This window comes from Porphyrobacter sp. SLTP (assembly GCF_009905735.1).
GTDB lineage: Bacteria > Pseudomonadota > Alphaproteobacteria > Sphingomonadales > Sphingomonadaceae > Erythrobacter.
In genome coordinates, this window is record NZ_JAAALE010000008.1 from 138,447 (window position 1) to 152,294 (window position 13,848).

Sequence of the window (13,848 nt, forward strand, 5' to 3'; positions counted from 1 at the left end):
CAGCAATCAGAGCGCGGCAATCAGCGCGGCGACCTGCGCGCGGGTGTCATCGAGGCTGGTGCCGGTGTCGATGACATGATGCGCGCGGTCGCGCTTGTGGGTGTCGTGGAGTTGCAGGCCGAAGATGTGCGCGAATTTCTCGGGCGTCATGCCCGGTCGGGCAAGCACGCGGGCGCGCTGGACAGCCTCAGGTGCAGAGACGACGACGATGGTATCGACCGCCTCGTGCCCGCCGCGTTCGAACAGCAGCGGAATGTCGAACACGACCGCGGGCTTGGCGTGGTGCTGCTCAAGGAAAGCGGCGCGCTTGGCGGCGACGGCAGGGTGGACGATGGCCTCCAGCCGCGCGAGCGCAGCCTTGTCGGCGAAGACCAGCGCGCCCAGCCGTTCGCGGTCCACGCCGTCCGGCCCGGTTGATCCGGGGAAGGCGGCCTCGATCGCCGGAACAAGTTCGCCGCCGGGCCCCTGCATCGCGCGCACCTCGGCATCGGCGTCAAACACCGGGATCCCCGCCTCGGCGAACATCGCCGCGACGGTCGATTTGCCCATGCCGATGCTGCCGGTGAGGCCGATGATCTTGGGCCGGGTCATCGGGTCAGCAGCGCGCGCAATTCGGCGTCATGTTCGCGGGGTGGGGGGGCGCCGAAGAAATGCGCGAAGGCGGTCGCCGCCTGACCGATCAGCATGGACAGCCCGTCAATGGTGCGGTGTCCCTTGGCGCGCGCGTCTTGCAGGAACGGCGTGTCGAGCGGGGCGGTGACGATGTCATAGGCGATGCTGCCAGGCGGGGCGTGGCTCCAGTCGAAGGGGAGCGGGGGCTGGCCCTGCATCCCCAGCGACGAGGCATTGATCACCAGATCAAGGCACCCTTCGCGATCATCGAAGGCGAAGTCGGTCGGATCGGCGAAATGCGACAGGGCGATGGCGTGATGCTCGCCCTTGGGCGCCAGTTCATTGAGCAGCGCCCGCGCCTTGCCCGGATCGCGCCCGGCCACCACCAGGGTGAAGCCCTTGTCCGCCAGCGCGGTGATGATCGCGCGGGCGGCGCCGCCGGTGCCCATAATCCGGGCCATGCGATAATAGTGCGTTTCTGCCAGATCAGCCTTGAGCGGCTCCAGAAACCCGCTCGCGTCGGTGTTGGTGCCCGTCATAGCGGGGTGGTTGTCGGTTCGTAGCACAGTGTTCACCGCCCCGATGGCGTCTGCGGGCGGCGCAATGCGGTCCAGCAGCCGCATCACGGCCTGCTTGTGCGGCATCGTGACATTGCACCCGCGCCAGAGCGGATCGGCACGGCGCTGGGCGATGTAATCGGCGAGCTCCTCGGGGCGAACATGGCAGGCGCGGTAGTCCGCTGCGATACCCAGCTTGGCAAGCCAGAAACCGTGGATTGCCGGGGACTTGGACTGCGCAATCGGATCACCGATCACCTCGGCGTAGGCGCGGCTCATGCGATCAGCACTCCTTCCTCGCGCAGTGCCGCCAGCAACGGGAGCAGCGGCATCCCCAGCACGGTGAACTGATCGCCCTCGATCGCGTCGAACAGCTGCACGCCGGGCCCCTCGATCCGGAAGGCTCCTACTGTGTGGCCGATCGCGGGCCATTCAAGCTTCAGATAATGCGAGATAAATTCGTCTGACAGATCGCGGACATGGAGGCGCGCGATGCTGGCATGGCTCCATTCGCAGCCCCCATCGCGGACCAGAGCAGCCGCGCTGTGCAGCTCCATCACCTTGCCGGAGAAGAACCGCAGATGCTCCGCCGCTTCCTCGGCCGAGCGTGGCTTGTCGAATCGGCGACCTTCGGCGACCACCAGCGAGTCCGACCCGAGCACCAGCGCCTTGGGATAGAGCGCCGCGACAGCCGCCGCCTTGGCGACTGCCAGTGCTTCGGCGACTTCGGCAGGCGCGGCACCGGCCAACCCCGCCTCGACCGCGCGTTCGTCAATATCGGCGGGGATGCTCTCGTAAGTGACACCAGCCGCATCGAGCATCGCCCGGCGGGAAGCGGATTTGCTGGCGAGAATCAGACGCTGGCTCATATCGGCTTGCCCACCCCGCCTTCGCTCGCAGGTTTGCGCTCGCGCTCCTGCGCCAGCCGGATGATCGCCGCTGCCGTCTCTTCGATCGAGCGGCGGGTGACATCGATCACCGGCCAGCCATTATCGCCGAACATCCGCCGGGCATATTGCAGCTCGGCCTTGACGCGGTCATTGTCGACATAGGCAGTCTCGGTCGCTTCATTGAGAGATAACAAGCGGTTGCGGCGGATTTGCACCAACCGTTCGGGGGATGTCGTCAGCCCCACCACCAGCGGATGGCGCAGGCCGAACAGCGCCTTGGGGGGCGGGCTTTCGACCACCAGCGGGATGTTGGCGACCTTGTAACCGCGGTTCGCCAGATAGATCGAGGTCGGCGTTTTCGAGGAGCGCGACACCCCCACCAGCAGGATATCGGCCTCCTCCCAATCCTCATGCGCGAGACCGTCATCATGGGCGATGGTGTACTGGATCGCATCGACGCGCTTGAAGTAGCTTTCGTCCATCATGTGCTGGCGGCCAGGGCGGCCATGCGCCTCCTGCCCGAGCTGCGCCTCCAGCGCCGCCGTCACTTGGTCAAGCACTGGGACAGCAGGCAGGCCCAGATGGCGGCAATGCTCCTCGAGCCGCTTGCGGGTCTCGGGGTTCACCAGCGTGTAGAGCACCAGTCCCGGATGGGCGGCGAGATCGGGCACAATCCGGTCGAGATGCTGCAACGACCGCACCATCGGCCAGAAGTGGCGGTTCACACTCGGATTGTCGAACTGCGCCAGTGCCGCCTTGGCGATCATTTCCAGCGTCTCGCCGGTCGAATCCGATACAAGGTGGAGGTTGAGTCGGTTCATCACGGGTGCCTGTGGACAGATGGGCGCATAAACCACGGCAGGGTGCAGTGGACAAGCTGGGGAGCATTTTTCATGCCCGCTCCCGGCCTTTTCCTCGGGCTATTTGCGCACACGGGACAAGTTTTGTCGACAGTCTGTGAAGAGTGGGGATAAAGCCAGCTTGACGTCCAATCCATGCGGATTCGGTGGGGGCTTGGGAGCAGTAGATGAGAGGGGACAATCCGGCAGGGCCCGGTAATTCCCGCTATCCACAGGGCCAACAGACTCCATCAGTCCTTTTATAATTTGTTTTGATTTGTTTATAGGAATCCTATGCCCGGTCCGCTTCTCGATACGCTCAAAGGTGTCCGTCAGGACATTGCTCCCGTCTGGCTGATGCGCCAAGCCGGGCGCTATCTCCCTGAATATCGCGAACTTCGCGCCGAGAAGGGCGGCTTCCTTGAGCTGGTATACGACAGCGAGGCTGCGGCCGAAATCACTGTGCAGCCGATCCGGCGCTTCGGATTTGATGGCGCGATCCTGTTCTCCGACATCCTGATCGTACCGCACGCCATGGGGCAGGGACTGACCTTCGCCGCCGGGGAAGGCCCGCATCTGGCGCCGACGCTGCTGGAGGTCGGACTCGATGCGTTCACCCCGGCGTTCGAGCGGTTCGAGCCGGTGTACGAGACGGTTCGCCGCACCCGTGCGATGATCGGTCCCGAAGTCACGATGCTTGGCTTTGCAGGGAGCCCCTGGACGGTCGCAACCTACATGATCGCGGGCGAAGGCTCCAAGGATCAGGGCCCGGCGCGGCTGCTCGCTTACCGTGATCCGGCGCATATGCAGGCGATCATCGATGCGATCATCGATGTTTCGGTGACCTACCTGCGCGGACAGATCGATGCGGGCGCGGAAGCCGTGCAGCTGTTCGATAGCTGGGCGGGGAGCCTTGCGCCTGACCAGTTCGAAAAGTGGGTGATTGCGCCGAATGCCGCGATCACCGCAAAGCTCAAGGAAACCCACCCCGATACCCCGGTGATCGGTTTCCCCAAAGGCTCGGGCGCGAAACTGCCGGCCTATGCGCGCGAGACGGGCGTGGATGCCGTCGGCCTCGACGAGACGCTCGATCCCGCCTGGGCCCATGCCAGCTTGCCGGAAGGCATGCCGGTGCAGGGCAATTTCGATCCGCTGCTGCTTGAAGCGGGCGGCCCGGCGGTCGCCGCGCGGGTCAAGACGATTATCGCCGCCTTCGAAGACCGTCCGCATGTCTTCAACCTCGGCCATGGGATCGGGCAATTCACCCCGATTTCGCATGTCGAGGAACTTCTCGCAGCGCTGAGGGGCTGATCCGATGCAGGAGCTTATTGCCTCGATCTACCTGTTCCTCAAATCGGGGCATGTGATCTTCATGGTGTTCTGGCTCGCGGGGCTGTTCATGCTGCCGCGCCAGTGCATCTACATGCTCGATCACGAACCGGGCTCCGCGGGCGAGGCCAAGTGGGCCACCCGCATGGGCAAGCTGCGTGCGATCATCCTCACGCCCAGCCTGATTATCGTCTGGGTGCTGGGGCTGACCATGGCCTATGGTGGCGGCTGGTTCAGCTCAGGCTGGCTCCATGCCAAGCTGACGCTGGTGCTGGTCCTGACCGGCTATCACGGCTGGCTGGTGGGCCAGACCAAGAAGATGGCCCGCGGGGAGCGACCGCTCTCGGAAAAGACCCTGCGGATGATCGGGGAAGTGCCGGGGCTGCTGCTGGTGCTGATCGTGGTGCTGGTCTACCTCAAGCCGTTCTGATCCTGCGCGCGCCTCGCACAATCGCTGATTGACCTGCGCCTTGCGCGCTCCTATTTCGCGAACACCTATCCGGTATCGGAGCGTCAATCCCGCTCCCACAGGTCTGCTTTCTCCAAGCCCAGCTCCGTCGCAATCGGGGCACCTCTGCCACGCAGAGGCACTGACCATCCGGCCACACTAAGACTTTCGGAACACAACAAAAATGCATCTTAAAGACCTCAAGCGAAAGACCCCGGCCGAGCTGGTCGCGATGGCGGAAGAACTCGGCGTCGAAGGCGCTTCGACCATGCGCCGCCAGGATCTGCTGTTCAGCATCCTGCGCGAACTGGCCGAGGACGAGGAATACGAAGAAAAGATCATGGGCATCGGCACCATCGAGGTGCTCCAGGATGGTTTCGGCTTCCTGCGTTCGCCCGAGGCGAATTACCTTGCTGGGCCGGACGATATCTATGTCTCGCCCAATCAGGTCCGCCGCTGGGGCCTGCGCACCGGCGATACGGTCGAGGGCGAAATCCGCGCCCCGCGCGAAGGTGAGCGCTATTTCGCGCTGACCACCCTCGCCAAGGTCAACTTCGATGATCCTGACGCGGTGCGTCTGCGCACCAATTTCGACAACCTGACGCCGCTCTACCCGGATCAGAAGCTCAACCTCGACACGCTCGATCCGACCGTCAAGGACAAGAGCGCGCGGGTGATCGACATCATCGCTCCGCAGGGCAAGGGCCAGCGCGCCCTGATCGTCGCCCCGCCGCGCACCGGTAAGACCGTGCTGCTCCAGAACATCGCCAAGGCGATCACCGATAACCACCCGGAAGTGTTCCTGATCGTCCTCTTGGTCGACGAACGCCCCGAGGAAGTCACCGACATGCAGCGCAGCGTGAAGGGCGAGGTGATCTCCTCGACCTTTGACGAGCCTGCCAACCGTCACGTGCAAGTCGCTGAAATGGTGATCGAAAAGGCCAAGCGCTTGGTTGAGCACAAGCATGACGTGGTGATCCTGCTCGACTCGATCACCCGCCTTGGCCGTGCCTACAACACCGTCGTGCCCAGCTCGGGCAAGGTGCTGACCGGCGGTGTGGATGCCAACGCGCTCCAGCGTCCGAAGCGCTTCTTCGGTGCCGCGCGTAACATCGAGGAAGGCGGCAGCCTCTCGATCATCGCCACTGCGCTGATCGACACCGGCAGCCGGATGGACGAAGTGATCTTCGAAGAGTTCAAGGGCACTGGTAACTCGGAAATCGTCCTTGATCGCAAGGTTTCCGACAAGCGCATCTTCCCCGCGCTCGACGTTGGCAAGTCCGGCACCCGCAAGGAAGAGCTGTTGGTTCAGAAGGACAACCTCTCCAAGATGTGGGTGCTGCGCCGCATCCTGATGCAGATGGGCACCGTAGATGCGATGGAATTCCTGCTCGACAAGATGAAGGATTCCAAGACCAACGAGGACTTCTTCGCCACGATGAATCAGTAGGTTAATTGCCAAACCGGGCCATGGGGTCGGCCCGGTGAAGAGGTCAAAAGGACGGGAATTCGTGCTTAGCCAGTATCTCTATATCAGCACCGCGCCGACCCTGCCGCGCGAGGAAGTCGATGCGATTCTCGCGGCCAGCGCGCGCAACAATCCCGAGCGCGGGATCACCGGGCTGCTGCTGTTCAACGGCCGCAATTTCCTCCAGTTGCTGGAAGGGGAGGAGAGCGCAGTCGCCGGCCTGATGGACACGATCACCGCCGATCCGCGCCACAGCGGCGTCTCGGTGCTCGATCGCCGCGGGATCGATGCCCGGACCTGCCCCGACTGGGCGATGAAGCGGGTGATGATCGCGGAAAGCATCGAAAGCCGCCGCGATATGCTGGAGCGGGATCTGCCCGAGGGGCTGGACCCCGAAGTGCGCAAGATGATCGTCAACTTCGCGGTGCTGAACTAGCCTTTCGCCGCGGCCAACTGCGCTGCCATCATTTCCCAGATCTTGTTGATCGCTTTCAGCGGCCGCACCATCACCTTGAAATCGGTGATCTGGCCCGCGTCATTGAAGCGGATGATGTCGACGCCGTTGATGGCGATGCCGTCCAGCTCGGTGACGAATTCGAGCATCATCTCGTCCCCGTCCACCAGCTCGCGGACATAGTGGAAGCTGTCGTTCCCCAGCACGTGTGAGGCGGCGACCAGATAGGCCATCACCACCGCTTTGCCGGCTTGCGGGGTGTGCACCACGGGGGAGTGGAACACCGCATCATCCGCCAGCAGGGCAGACAGGGCGGCAGGATCGCTGCCGCCCATCATGTAGTCGTGCCAGCGGGCGAGGCCTGCGTGCCCGCTCATTCGAGATGCTCGGCGAAGAAGGCAGAAGTGCGGCTGTCAGCGAGGGTCGCGGCAGCCTCATCCCGGCGCTGGCCGGTTTCAGTCGCGAAGCCGTGGTCCAGCCCTTCGTAATCGTGCAGCGTCACCTTGGGGTGATCGTCCAGCCCGGCATGCATCGCGGCCTGTGTTTCACGTGGAACAAAGCCGTCCGCGGTCGGGATGTGCAGCATCACAGGGTGGGCGATCGCGTGCTTCTCACCCAGCAGGCCATCAATGCCGACCCCGTAATAGCCCACGCTGGCATCGATATCCGTGCGCGCCGCGGCCATGAATGCAAGCCGACCGCCGAGGCAATATCCGACGCACCCGACTTTGCTGACGCCCAGCGTGCGGCGGATGTGGTGGATCGTCGCTTCGATATCGCGGATGCCGGCGTCCTGATCGAACTGGCCCATCATGCCCAGCGCCCGCTGGAACTCAGCCTCGACATCGGGATCGGTCTCCACGCCCGGCTCCAACCGCCAGAACAGGTCCGGCGCGACCGCGAGATAGCCTTCAGCGGCCAGCTTGTCGCACTTCTGGCGGATGCCGGGGTTCACCCCGAAGATCTCCTGAATGACGATGATTGCCGCACGCGGCGTGCCTTCGGGGCGGGCGACATAGGCGCCGAAGCTGGCATCAGCTTCCAGCGTGGGAATGGTTGCGTTGAGGCTCATGGGGTCTCTCTCTCGTGGCTTGGGGGGTTGGCCTATCGTCTATCTCTTGCCTTGCCGCGCTGCCAAGCGCAAATGAAGGGCAAGGAGAGCGGCGCCATGAAGATCACCATCGAAGTCGATTGCACCCCCGAAGAAGCGCGCAGCTTCATGGGCCTGCCTGACGTGTCAGCGGCGAACAACGTCTACGTCGACAACATCACCAAGGCGATGCAGGGCGTCTCCAATCCTGACCAGTTGCAGCAATATGCGTCGGCCTTGGCGCCGATGGGGCAGGTGGGGCTGAAGCTGTTCCAGAGCTTCGTGGAAAGCGGAATGAAGGCGGCGCAAGGCGGATCGGGCGGGGCGAAGGGCTCCGACTAAGTCTACGATGAATTCCACGCCGACGATCTTCGCGCTGTCGAGCGGCGCGCCGCCTGCGGGTGTGGGCGTGATCCGCGTGTCTGGGCCTCAGGCCAGCGCGGCCCTGTTGGCATTGGCTGGTCGGGTGCCGCCGCCGCGCCGTGCCTCACTCGCGAAGCTGCGGGACGGGACGGGTGCTTTGCTGGACGAGGCGCTGGTGCTGTGGTTTCCCGGCCCGAACACCGCGACTGGGGAGGATCTGGCCGAGTTCCACTGCCATGGCGGCCGTGCCGTAATTGCCGCAGTGGAGGCGGCGCTGGCGGCTTTGCCAGAGACCCGCCGTGCCGAACCGGGGGAATTCACCCGCCGCGCTTTCGCCAATGGCCGTATTGATTTGGCCGAGGCGGAAGGGCTGGGCGATCTGCTCGCCGCCGAGACCGAACTGCAACGCGCTGCAGCTTTGGCAAACCTCGGTGGGGCTCTGTCCCGCCAGGTAGAAAGCTGGCGCGAGCGGGTGCTGGTGCTGTCAGCGGACGTCGAAGGCGTGCTCGATTTCTCGGACGAGGAAGATTCGAGCGATCTGCCGGAATGTTTCACGTGGAACATTGGCGCGCTGGCGGGGGAGATTGGCGAATGGCTCAGCCGCCCACGCTCCGAACGGTTGGGGGAGGGGTTCCGCGTGGTGCTTGCGGGGCCGCCCAACGCCGGGAAGTCGACCTTATTCAACGCCTTGGTGGAAAGCGAGGCGGCGATCACTTCGCCCATCGCCGGAACGACCCGCGATGTGATCGAACGCTCGGTCGCGATCGCCGGTGTACCGTTTACCTTCGTCGATACCGCGGGCCTCCGTGAGGTTGGGCCGGAAGCTGAGGCTGACCAGATCGAGGCCATCGGCATCGACCGCGCCAAGAGCGAGTTGCTGCGCGCTGATCTGGTGCTGTGGCTTGGGGCTGAAGGCGAGGGACCCCAGGGTGCGTGGGAGATCGCAGCCCAAGCCGATCGCGCGGGCTTTGTGCCGAAGGACGCGGCGCGCTTCACGGTGTCGGCAGCGACCGGGGAGGGGCTGTCGGGTCTCAAGACCGCTCTCGTAGCTTCAGCGCGAGACGCTCTGCCCAAGCCGGGCGAAGCGGCGCTCAACGCACGGCAGCATGCGCGGCTGAGTGAGGCGGGGGAAGCGCTGGCGGCAGCAAAAGCCCTCACTGATCCGCTCCTGGTGGCCGAAGAACTGCGTCGGGCGCGTGTGGGGTTTGACCGGTTGATCGGGCGGACGACGACCGAGGACATGCTCGATACCTTGTTCGGGCGTTTCTGCATCGGCAAGTGAGCCCGGCGGCGCCAAAATGTTTCACGTGAAACATTGGCCGTGGCGAATCATCTTTGACGATCCGGCCCCCGCAGCCTATCTGCGCCCCTATGCATTCCTTCGATGTCCTCGTCATCGGCGGCGGTCACGCCGGGGTTGAGGCTGCCTGCGCGGCGGCCCGCATGGGTGCGCGAACGGCATTGGTGAGTTTCGATCTCGATGCCATCGGGGCGATGAGCTGCAATCCGGCGATTGGCGGCTTGGGCAAGGGCCATCTGGTGCGCGAGGTCGACGCGCTCGATGGGGTGATCGGCCGTGCTGCGGATGCGGGGGCGATCCATTACCGGATGCTCAACCGCTCCAAGGGCAGCGCCGTGTGGGGCCCGCGCGTGCAGGCGGACCGGGTGCGATTCAAGGCGGCGGTGCAGGCGATGGTCCGCGCGCAACCGAACCTGACGCTGGTGCAGGGCGAAGCCGCGGCGCTTGTGCTGGAAGGCGGTACAGTCGCTGGATTGGAGCTGGCCGACGGCACGATCCTCCATGCCGGGCGCGTCGTGCTGTGCACCGGCACGTTCCTCGGCGGGGTGCTGTTCCGCGGGGAGGAGCGCTACGAAGGCGGCCGCATTGGCGAGAACGCGGCCAAGCGGCTCGCTGCGCAATTGCGCGGTGCCGGCCTGCCGATGGCGCGGCTCAAGACCGGGACCCCGCCGCGTCTCGATGGCCGGACGATCAATTGGGCGGTACTCGAAGAGCAGCCCTCGGACGGCGAGGCCTGGACCATGTCCGCGCTAACCCCGCGCCGGGTCAATCCTGAGGTGTTCTGCGCGATCACCCGCACCACCCAGGCGGGCCATGATGCGATCCGCGCCAATCTCCACCGCTCACCGCTGTTCTCCGGCGCGATTGCGGCGGCGGGACCGCGTTACTGTCCGTCGATCGAAGACAAGATCCACCGCTTCGGCGACCGCGAAGGCCATCAGGTGTTCCTCGAGCCCGAGGGGCTGGACACCCACATGGTCTATCCCAACGGCATCAGCACCTCGCTCCCGACCGATGTGCAGGAGACCGTGGTGCGCACCATGCCGGGCTGCGAGCAGGTGGTGATTGTGCAACCGGGCTATGCGGTGGAATATGACCACATCGATCCGCGCGCTCTGACGCCCGATTTGCAGGTCCGCGCGATCCCAGGGCTCTATTGCGCGGGGCAGATCAACGGCACCACGGGGTACGAGGAAGCCGCCGCACAGGGCCTTGTCGCGGGGCTGGAGGCCGCAGCGGCCGCGCTCGGCAAGCAGGCGCCCCAGCTTGACCGCGCCAATTCCTATATCGCGGTGATGGTCGATGACCTGACTTTGCAGGGCGTGTCCGAGCCCTACCGGATGCTCACCGCCCGTGCTGAATACCGCCTGCGCCTGCGCGCCAATAACGCCGCGACCCGCCTCACCGGGCTGGGCGTCGAGGTCGGCTGCATCGGCGAAGAGCGTTGCCAATGGTGGGAACGGCGTGAAGCGACCCGCGAAATGTTTCACGTGAAACATTCGCAGAAGGTCCACGCGCGCGAACTCGCCGATCTCGGCCTTTCGGTGCGCCGTGATCAGGGCGAACGGTCTCTGGCCGAGTGGCTCCGCTATGACGGGGTCACACCGGAGGCGCTGGCACCGTGGCTGGGTGAGGTGACGGCGCTTGATCCGCTGCTGGCCGAAGAAATGGCCGAAGATGCCGCCTATGCGCCCTATCTCGCGCGGCAAGATGCCGAACTGCGCGATTTGCGCGCCAGCGAGGCGCTGCCCCTCGCGCCTGACTTCCCCTATGGCGAAGTGCCCGGTCTTTCCAACGAGATGGTCGAAAGGCTGGCCAAAGCCGCACCCGGAACACTGGCGGCGGCCGGGCGGGTTGCTGGCGTCACGCCCGCCGCGCTGTCTGCGCTGCTGGTCCACGCCCGTCGCCTCGCCCACGGGCAGCGCGCGGCATGATTACCAGTGAAGCCGAAGCCCGCGCCTATGTCGCGGGGCTGACCGATGCCGAGGGACTCGCGCGGATCGACGCCTTCGCCGCACTGGTGCTGGAGGAAAACCAGCGCCAAAACCTCATCGCCAAGGCGAGTGAGGCGCATCTGTGGCAACGGCACATTGCCGACTCGGCGCAGCTCATCGAAAATGTTTCACGTGAAACATTGGGGCCGAACGCGCAGGGGCCGTGGCTCGATCTCGGCAGTGGCCCGGGCTTCCCGGGTGTGGTGATCGCCGCACTTTGCCCCAACATGCCGGTGGTGCTGGTCGAATCACGCGCGCGGCGGGTCGAATTCCTCGAAGCGGTGATTGCGGCGCTGAATCTGCCCAAATGCCGCGTCGAAGGTCAGCGGTTGGAACGGGTTACGCCATTTCCGGCCCGCGCCATTTCGGCACGAGCTTTCGCGCCGCTGCCCAAACTTCTCGAGCTATCCGCACCCTTCTCCACAAGGGCCACGGCCTATGTCTTGCCCAAAGGGCGGTCGGCGGCGCAGGAGTTGGAGACGCTCAAGCCTTCGATTCGAGCAATGTTTCACGTGAAACATTCCTTGACCGATCCCGACGCGGGAATCATTGTGAAGGCCTGACACGCGAAACTGTGCGGATTCAGCCTGAATCGGCGCGCGGAAGGACGGGAACAACCATGTTCGTAATCGCGATTGCCAATCAGAAGGGCGGAGTGGGGAAGACCACCACCGCGATCAACATTGCCACAGCCATGGCGGCGACCGGGTGGCGCACGCTGCTGATCGACCTTGATCCGCAGGGCAACGCCTCGACCGGGCTGGGTGTTCGCGCTGAGTCGCGTGAGGTTTCGAGCTATGATCTGTTGGTCGATGAAGTGCCGCTCGCCAGCGCAATCGTTCCGACCAGCATCCCGCGGCTCGATCTGATCCCGGCCACGGTCGATCTGTCCGGCGCCGAGGTTGAGCTGGTGGCCGTCGAGGGGCGGACGCACAGACTGGATAAGGCGCTGGCGAACCATGCGGGGCATGACATCTGCTTCATCGACTGTCCGCCGTCGTTGGGCCTGTTGACGCTCAATGCCTTGTGTGCGGCGGATACGCTGCTGGTGCCGTTGCAATGCGAGTTCTTCGCGCTGGAGGGGCTCAGCCAGCTGCTCCAGACTGTCGATCAGATCCAGCAGCGGTTCAATCCTGATCTCGGAATCATCGGCGTGGCGTTGACGATGTATGACCGGCGCAATCGCCTGACCGATCAGGTGTCCGACGATGTGCGCGATTGCCTGGGCAAGCTGGTGTTCGAGACCGTGATCCCGCGCAATGTGCGCCTCTCCGAAGCGCCGAGCCACGGGCTTCCCGCGCTGATCTATGACCAGCATTGCACCGGCAGCCGCGCTTATATGGCCTTGGCGCGCGAATTGATCGGGCGATTTCCCGCAGAAAGACAAGCCGCATGAGTGAGAATGTGACGCAACCCGCTGATTCGCCTGTGACTTCGCGCGGGGATGATAAGCCGCGGCGCCTGGGCCGGGGGCTGGGTGCCTTGCTCGGCGAGACCCGTCGTGAGGAACCGCTGGTGCGGCGCGATGATGGTTCGGCGGATGCGCCGCAAGTGGTCGGCTCGCCGCTGCGCAATCTCGCGCTGGCCTCGATCAAACCGCTGCCGGGCAACCCGCGCAAGTATTTCGATGAAGCCGCGCTGGACGAGCTCGCCGCCTCGATCGCCACGCGGGGCGTGATTCAGCCGATCATTGTCCGCCCGCACCCGAACGGTGAAGGTTATCAGCTGGTCGCAGGGGAGCGTCGCTGGCGCGCGGCGCAGAAGGCTCGGCTGCATGAGATTCCGGCGCTTGTGCGCAACCTCTCCGAACGCGAGGTCATGGCGCTCGCACTGATCGAGAATTTGCAGCGCGAAGACCTGAATCCGGTCGAGGAAGCGCGGGCCTATCATCGTCTCTCCGAACAGGAGGGCATGATTCAGGTCGACATCGCCAAGATGGTTGAAAAATCGCGCAGCCACGTCGCCAACATGATGCGGCTGATGACGCTGCCGGAGCCGGTGCTCGGGTTTATCGAACAGGGCAAGCTGTCGATCGGCCACGCCCGCGCGCTGATTGGGCGGGATGACGCGGTGCAGATTGCCGAGATCGCGGTGGCTGAGGGGCTATCGGTGCGCGATGTCGAAACGCTGACCCGCAAACCCGCCAAGCGGCCCGATGCGCCGTCTCCTGCGCCGTATCAAACCACTGAAAATGCTGATATTCTGGCCGTCCAGCAGCATCTTGAGGAGTTTCTCGGGCTGAGCGTCAAGATCAAGCCGGAGGTTGATCCGCGCAAGGGCACGATCACGATCCGCTATACCACGCTGGATCAGCTCGATCTGGTCTGCCAGCGCCTGACCGGCGGCGAGTTCTGATTTTGGGTCCGCACGCCATCCGGCGTGCGTAATCCTCGCTCACACGCTTTTTGGACGCGTCACCGCCATGCGCGCCTGGCCGACAGTTAATTAAGCATGAAAAAAGCCCCGCAAGGTCGCCTGATCTTGCGGGGCTTTCTCGTTATCCC

General features: G+C 64.5%; 16 protein-coding genes. 10 read left to right on the forward strand and 6 right to left on the reverse strand.

Features of this window, described 5'->3' with window-relative positions:
* Positions 1-6: 6 nt before the first annotated feature.
* The 4 genes from coaE to GVM20_RS08990 are packed head-to-tail and all read right to left on the reverse strand — an operon-like array spanning position 7 to position 2,880.
* Positions 7-591, reverse strand: coding sequence for a dephospho-CoA kinase (gene coaE / locus GVM20_RS08975; protein WP_166546858.1), 585 nt, complete (start codon positions 589-591; stop codon positions 7-9).
* On the reverse strand, positions 588-1,448 hold the full coding sequence (aroE, locus tag GVM20_RS08980) for a shikimate dehydrogenase (protein ID WP_166546859.1): 861 nt from the start codon (positions 1,446-1,448) through the stop codon (positions 588-590). Before aroE ends, coaE begins: the two co-directional genes overlap by 4 nt.
* Positions 1,445-2,038 carry a Maf family nucleotide pyrophosphatase gene (locus tag GVM20_RS08985; protein WP_166546860.1) on the reverse strand — a complete coding sequence of 198 codons (594 nt, stop codon included), beginning with the start codon at positions 2,036-2,038 and terminating at the stop codon, positions 1,445-1,447. Before GVM20_RS08985 ends, aroE begins: the two co-directional genes overlap by 4 nt.
* Positions 2,035-2,880: a pyruvate, water dikinase regulatory protein gene (locus GVM20_RS08990; RefSeq protein ID WP_160759805.1), complete on the reverse strand. Its 846-nt coding sequence runs from the start codon at positions 2,878-2,880 to the stop codon at positions 2,035-2,037. The genes GVM20_RS08985 and GVM20_RS08990 overlap by 4 nt, the downstream gene beginning before the upstream one ends.
* Positions 2,881-3,192: 312 nt before the next feature.
* On the opposite strand from GVM20_RS08990, the gene hemE reads away from it, so the two are divergent.
* The 4 genes from hemE (at position 3,193) to GVM20_RS09010 (ending at position 6,579) form a co-directional block, all read left to right on the forward strand.
* Positions 3,193-4,209, forward strand: coding sequence for a uroporphyrinogen decarboxylase (hemE, locus tag GVM20_RS08995; RefSeq protein WP_166546861.1), 1,017 nt, complete (start codon positions 3,193-3,195; stop codon positions 4,207-4,209).
* Positions 4,210-4,213: 4 nt separating this feature from the next.
* Entirely contained in the window at positions 4,214-4,657 is a 444-nt protein-coding gene (locus tag GVM20_RS09000) for a CopD family protein (protein WP_166546862.1), read from the forward strand.
* A 202-nt stretch (positions 4,658-4,859) separates the two neighbouring features.
* The gene (gene rho, locus GVM20_RS09005; RefSeq protein ID WP_160759802.1) at positions 4,860-6,125 is read left to right on the forward strand and encodes a transcription termination factor Rho; all 1,266 of its coding nucleotides are present in this window, start codon (positions 4,860-4,862) and stop codon (positions 6,123-6,125) included.
* A 61-nt stretch (positions 6,126-6,186) separates the two neighbouring features.
* Positions 6,187-6,579, forward strand: a complete 393-nt coding sequence (locus GVM20_RS09010; protein WP_166546863.1) for a BLUF domain-containing protein — start codon at positions 6,187-6,189, stop codon at positions 6,577-6,579.
* Here GVM20_RS09010 and GVM20_RS09015 read toward each other — a convergent pair.
* Complete coding sequence (locus tag GVM20_RS09015; RefSeq protein ID WP_166546864.1) at positions 6,576-6,974, reverse strand: nuclear transport factor 2 family protein; 399 nt, start codon at positions 6,972-6,974, stop codon at positions 6,576-6,578. The two genes, GVM20_RS09010 and GVM20_RS09015, sit on opposite strands and share 4 nt — an antisense overlap.
* Positions 6,971-7,669: a dienelactone hydrolase family protein gene (locus GVM20_RS09020; protein ID WP_166546865.1), complete on the reverse strand. Its 699-nt coding sequence runs from the start codon at positions 7,667-7,669 to the stop codon at positions 6,971-6,973. Before GVM20_RS09020 ends, GVM20_RS09015 begins: the two co-directional genes overlap by 4 nt.
* 96 nt (positions 7,670-7,765) lie before the next feature.
* On the opposite strand from GVM20_RS09020, the gene GVM20_RS09025 reads away from it, so the two are divergent.
* From GVM20_RS09025 to GVM20_RS09050, 6 genes are all read left to right on the forward strand, one after another.
* A complete protein-coding gene (locus tag GVM20_RS09025; protein ID WP_166546866.1) occupies positions 7,766-8,029 on the forward strand; it encodes a DUF6489 family protein in 264 nt (87 codons plus the stop codon).
* Positions 8,030-8,036: 7 nt separating this feature from the next.
* Positions 8,037-9,332: a tRNA uridine-5-carboxymethylaminomethyl(34) synthesis GTPase MnmE gene (gene mnmE / locus GVM20_RS09030; protein ID WP_166546867.1), complete on the forward strand. Its 1,296-nt coding sequence runs from the start codon at positions 8,037-8,039 to the stop codon at positions 9,330-9,332.
* A gap of 89 nt (positions 9,333-9,421) precedes the next feature.
* Positions 9,422-11,284 (forward strand): tRNA uridine-5-carboxymethylaminomethyl(34) synthesis enzyme MnmG, encoded by a 1,863-nt coding sequence (gene mnmG, locus GVM20_RS09035; RefSeq protein ID WP_166546868.1) that lies wholly within the window; start codon positions 9,422-9,424, stop codon positions 11,282-11,284.
* Entirely contained in the window at positions 11,281-11,907 is a 627-nt protein-coding gene (rsmG, locus tag GVM20_RS09040; RefSeq protein WP_166546869.1) for a 16S rRNA (guanine(527)-N(7))-methyltransferase RsmG, read from the forward strand. Before mnmG ends, rsmG begins: the two co-directional genes overlap by 4 nt.
* A 56-nt stretch (positions 11,908-11,963) precedes the next feature.
* The gene (locus tag GVM20_RS09045) at positions 11,964-12,740 is read left to right on the forward strand and encodes a ParA family protein (protein WP_166546870.1); all 777 of its coding nucleotides are present in this window, start codon (positions 11,964-11,966) and stop codon (positions 12,738-12,740) included.
* Positions 12,737-13,699, forward strand: a complete 963-nt coding sequence (locus GVM20_RS09050) for a ParB/RepB/Spo0J family partition protein (RefSeq protein ID WP_166546871.1) — start codon at positions 12,737-12,739, stop codon at positions 13,697-13,699. The genes GVM20_RS09045 and GVM20_RS09050 overlap by 4 nt, the downstream gene beginning before the upstream one ends.
* The last annotated feature ends 149 nt before the right edge of the window (positions 13,700-13,848 follow it).

Coding starts and splice junctions, on each gene's coding strand:
- GVM20_RS09000 (WP_166546862.1), top strand. CDS start 4,214: ATGCAGGAGCTTATTGCCTCGATCTACCTGTTCCTCAAATCGGGGCAT.
- aroE (WP_166546859.1), bottom strand. CDS start 1,448: ATGAGCCGCGCCTACGCCGAGGTGATCGGTGATCCGATTGCGCAGTCC.
- coaE (WP_166546858.1), bottom strand. CDS start 591: ATGACCCGGCCCAAGATCATCGGCCTCACCGGCAGCATCGGCATGGGC.
- GVM20_RS09045 (WP_166546870.1), top strand. CDS start 11,964: ATGTTCGTAATCGCGATTGCCAATCAGAAGGGCGGAGTGGGGAAGACC.
- mnmE (WP_166546867.1), top strand. CDS start 8,037: ATGAATTCCACGCCGACGATCTTCGCGCTGTCGAGCGGCGCGCCGCCT.
- GVM20_RS09025 (WP_166546866.1), top strand. CDS start 7,766: ATGAAGATCACCATCGAAGTCGATTGCACCCCCGAAGAAGCGCGCAGC.
- rsmG (WP_166546869.1), top strand. CDS start 11,281: ATGATTACCAGTGAAGCCGAAGCCCGCGCCTATGTCGCGGGGCTGACC.
- GVM20_RS09020 (WP_166546865.1), bottom strand. CDS start 7,669: ATGAGCCTCAACGCAACCATTCCCACGCTGGAAGCTGATGCCAGCTTC.
- GVM20_RS09050 (WP_166546871.1), top strand. CDS start 12,737: ATGAGTGAGAATGTGACGCAACCCGCTGATTCGCCTGTGACTTCGCGC.
- rho (WP_160759802.1), top strand. CDS start 4,860: ATGCATCTTAAAGACCTCAAGCGAAAGACCCCGGCCGAGCTGGTCGCG.
- GVM20_RS08985 (WP_166546860.1), bottom strand. CDS start 2,038: ATGAGCCAGCGTCTGATTCTCGCCAGCAAATCCGCTTCCCGCCGGGCG.
- GVM20_RS08990 (WP_160759805.1), bottom strand. CDS start 2,880: ATGAACCGACTCAACCTCCACCTTGTATCGGATTCGACCGGCGAGACG.
- mnmG (WP_166546868.1), top strand. CDS start 9,422: ATGCATTCCTTCGATGTCCTCGTCATCGGCGGCGGTCACGCCGGGGTT.
- GVM20_RS09015 (WP_166546864.1), bottom strand. CDS start 6,974: ATGAGCGGGCACGCAGGCCTCGCCCGCTGGCACGACTACATGATGGGC.
- hemE (WP_166546861.1), top strand. CDS start 3,193: ATGCCCGGTCCGCTTCTCGATACGCTCAAAGGTGTCCGTCAGGACATT.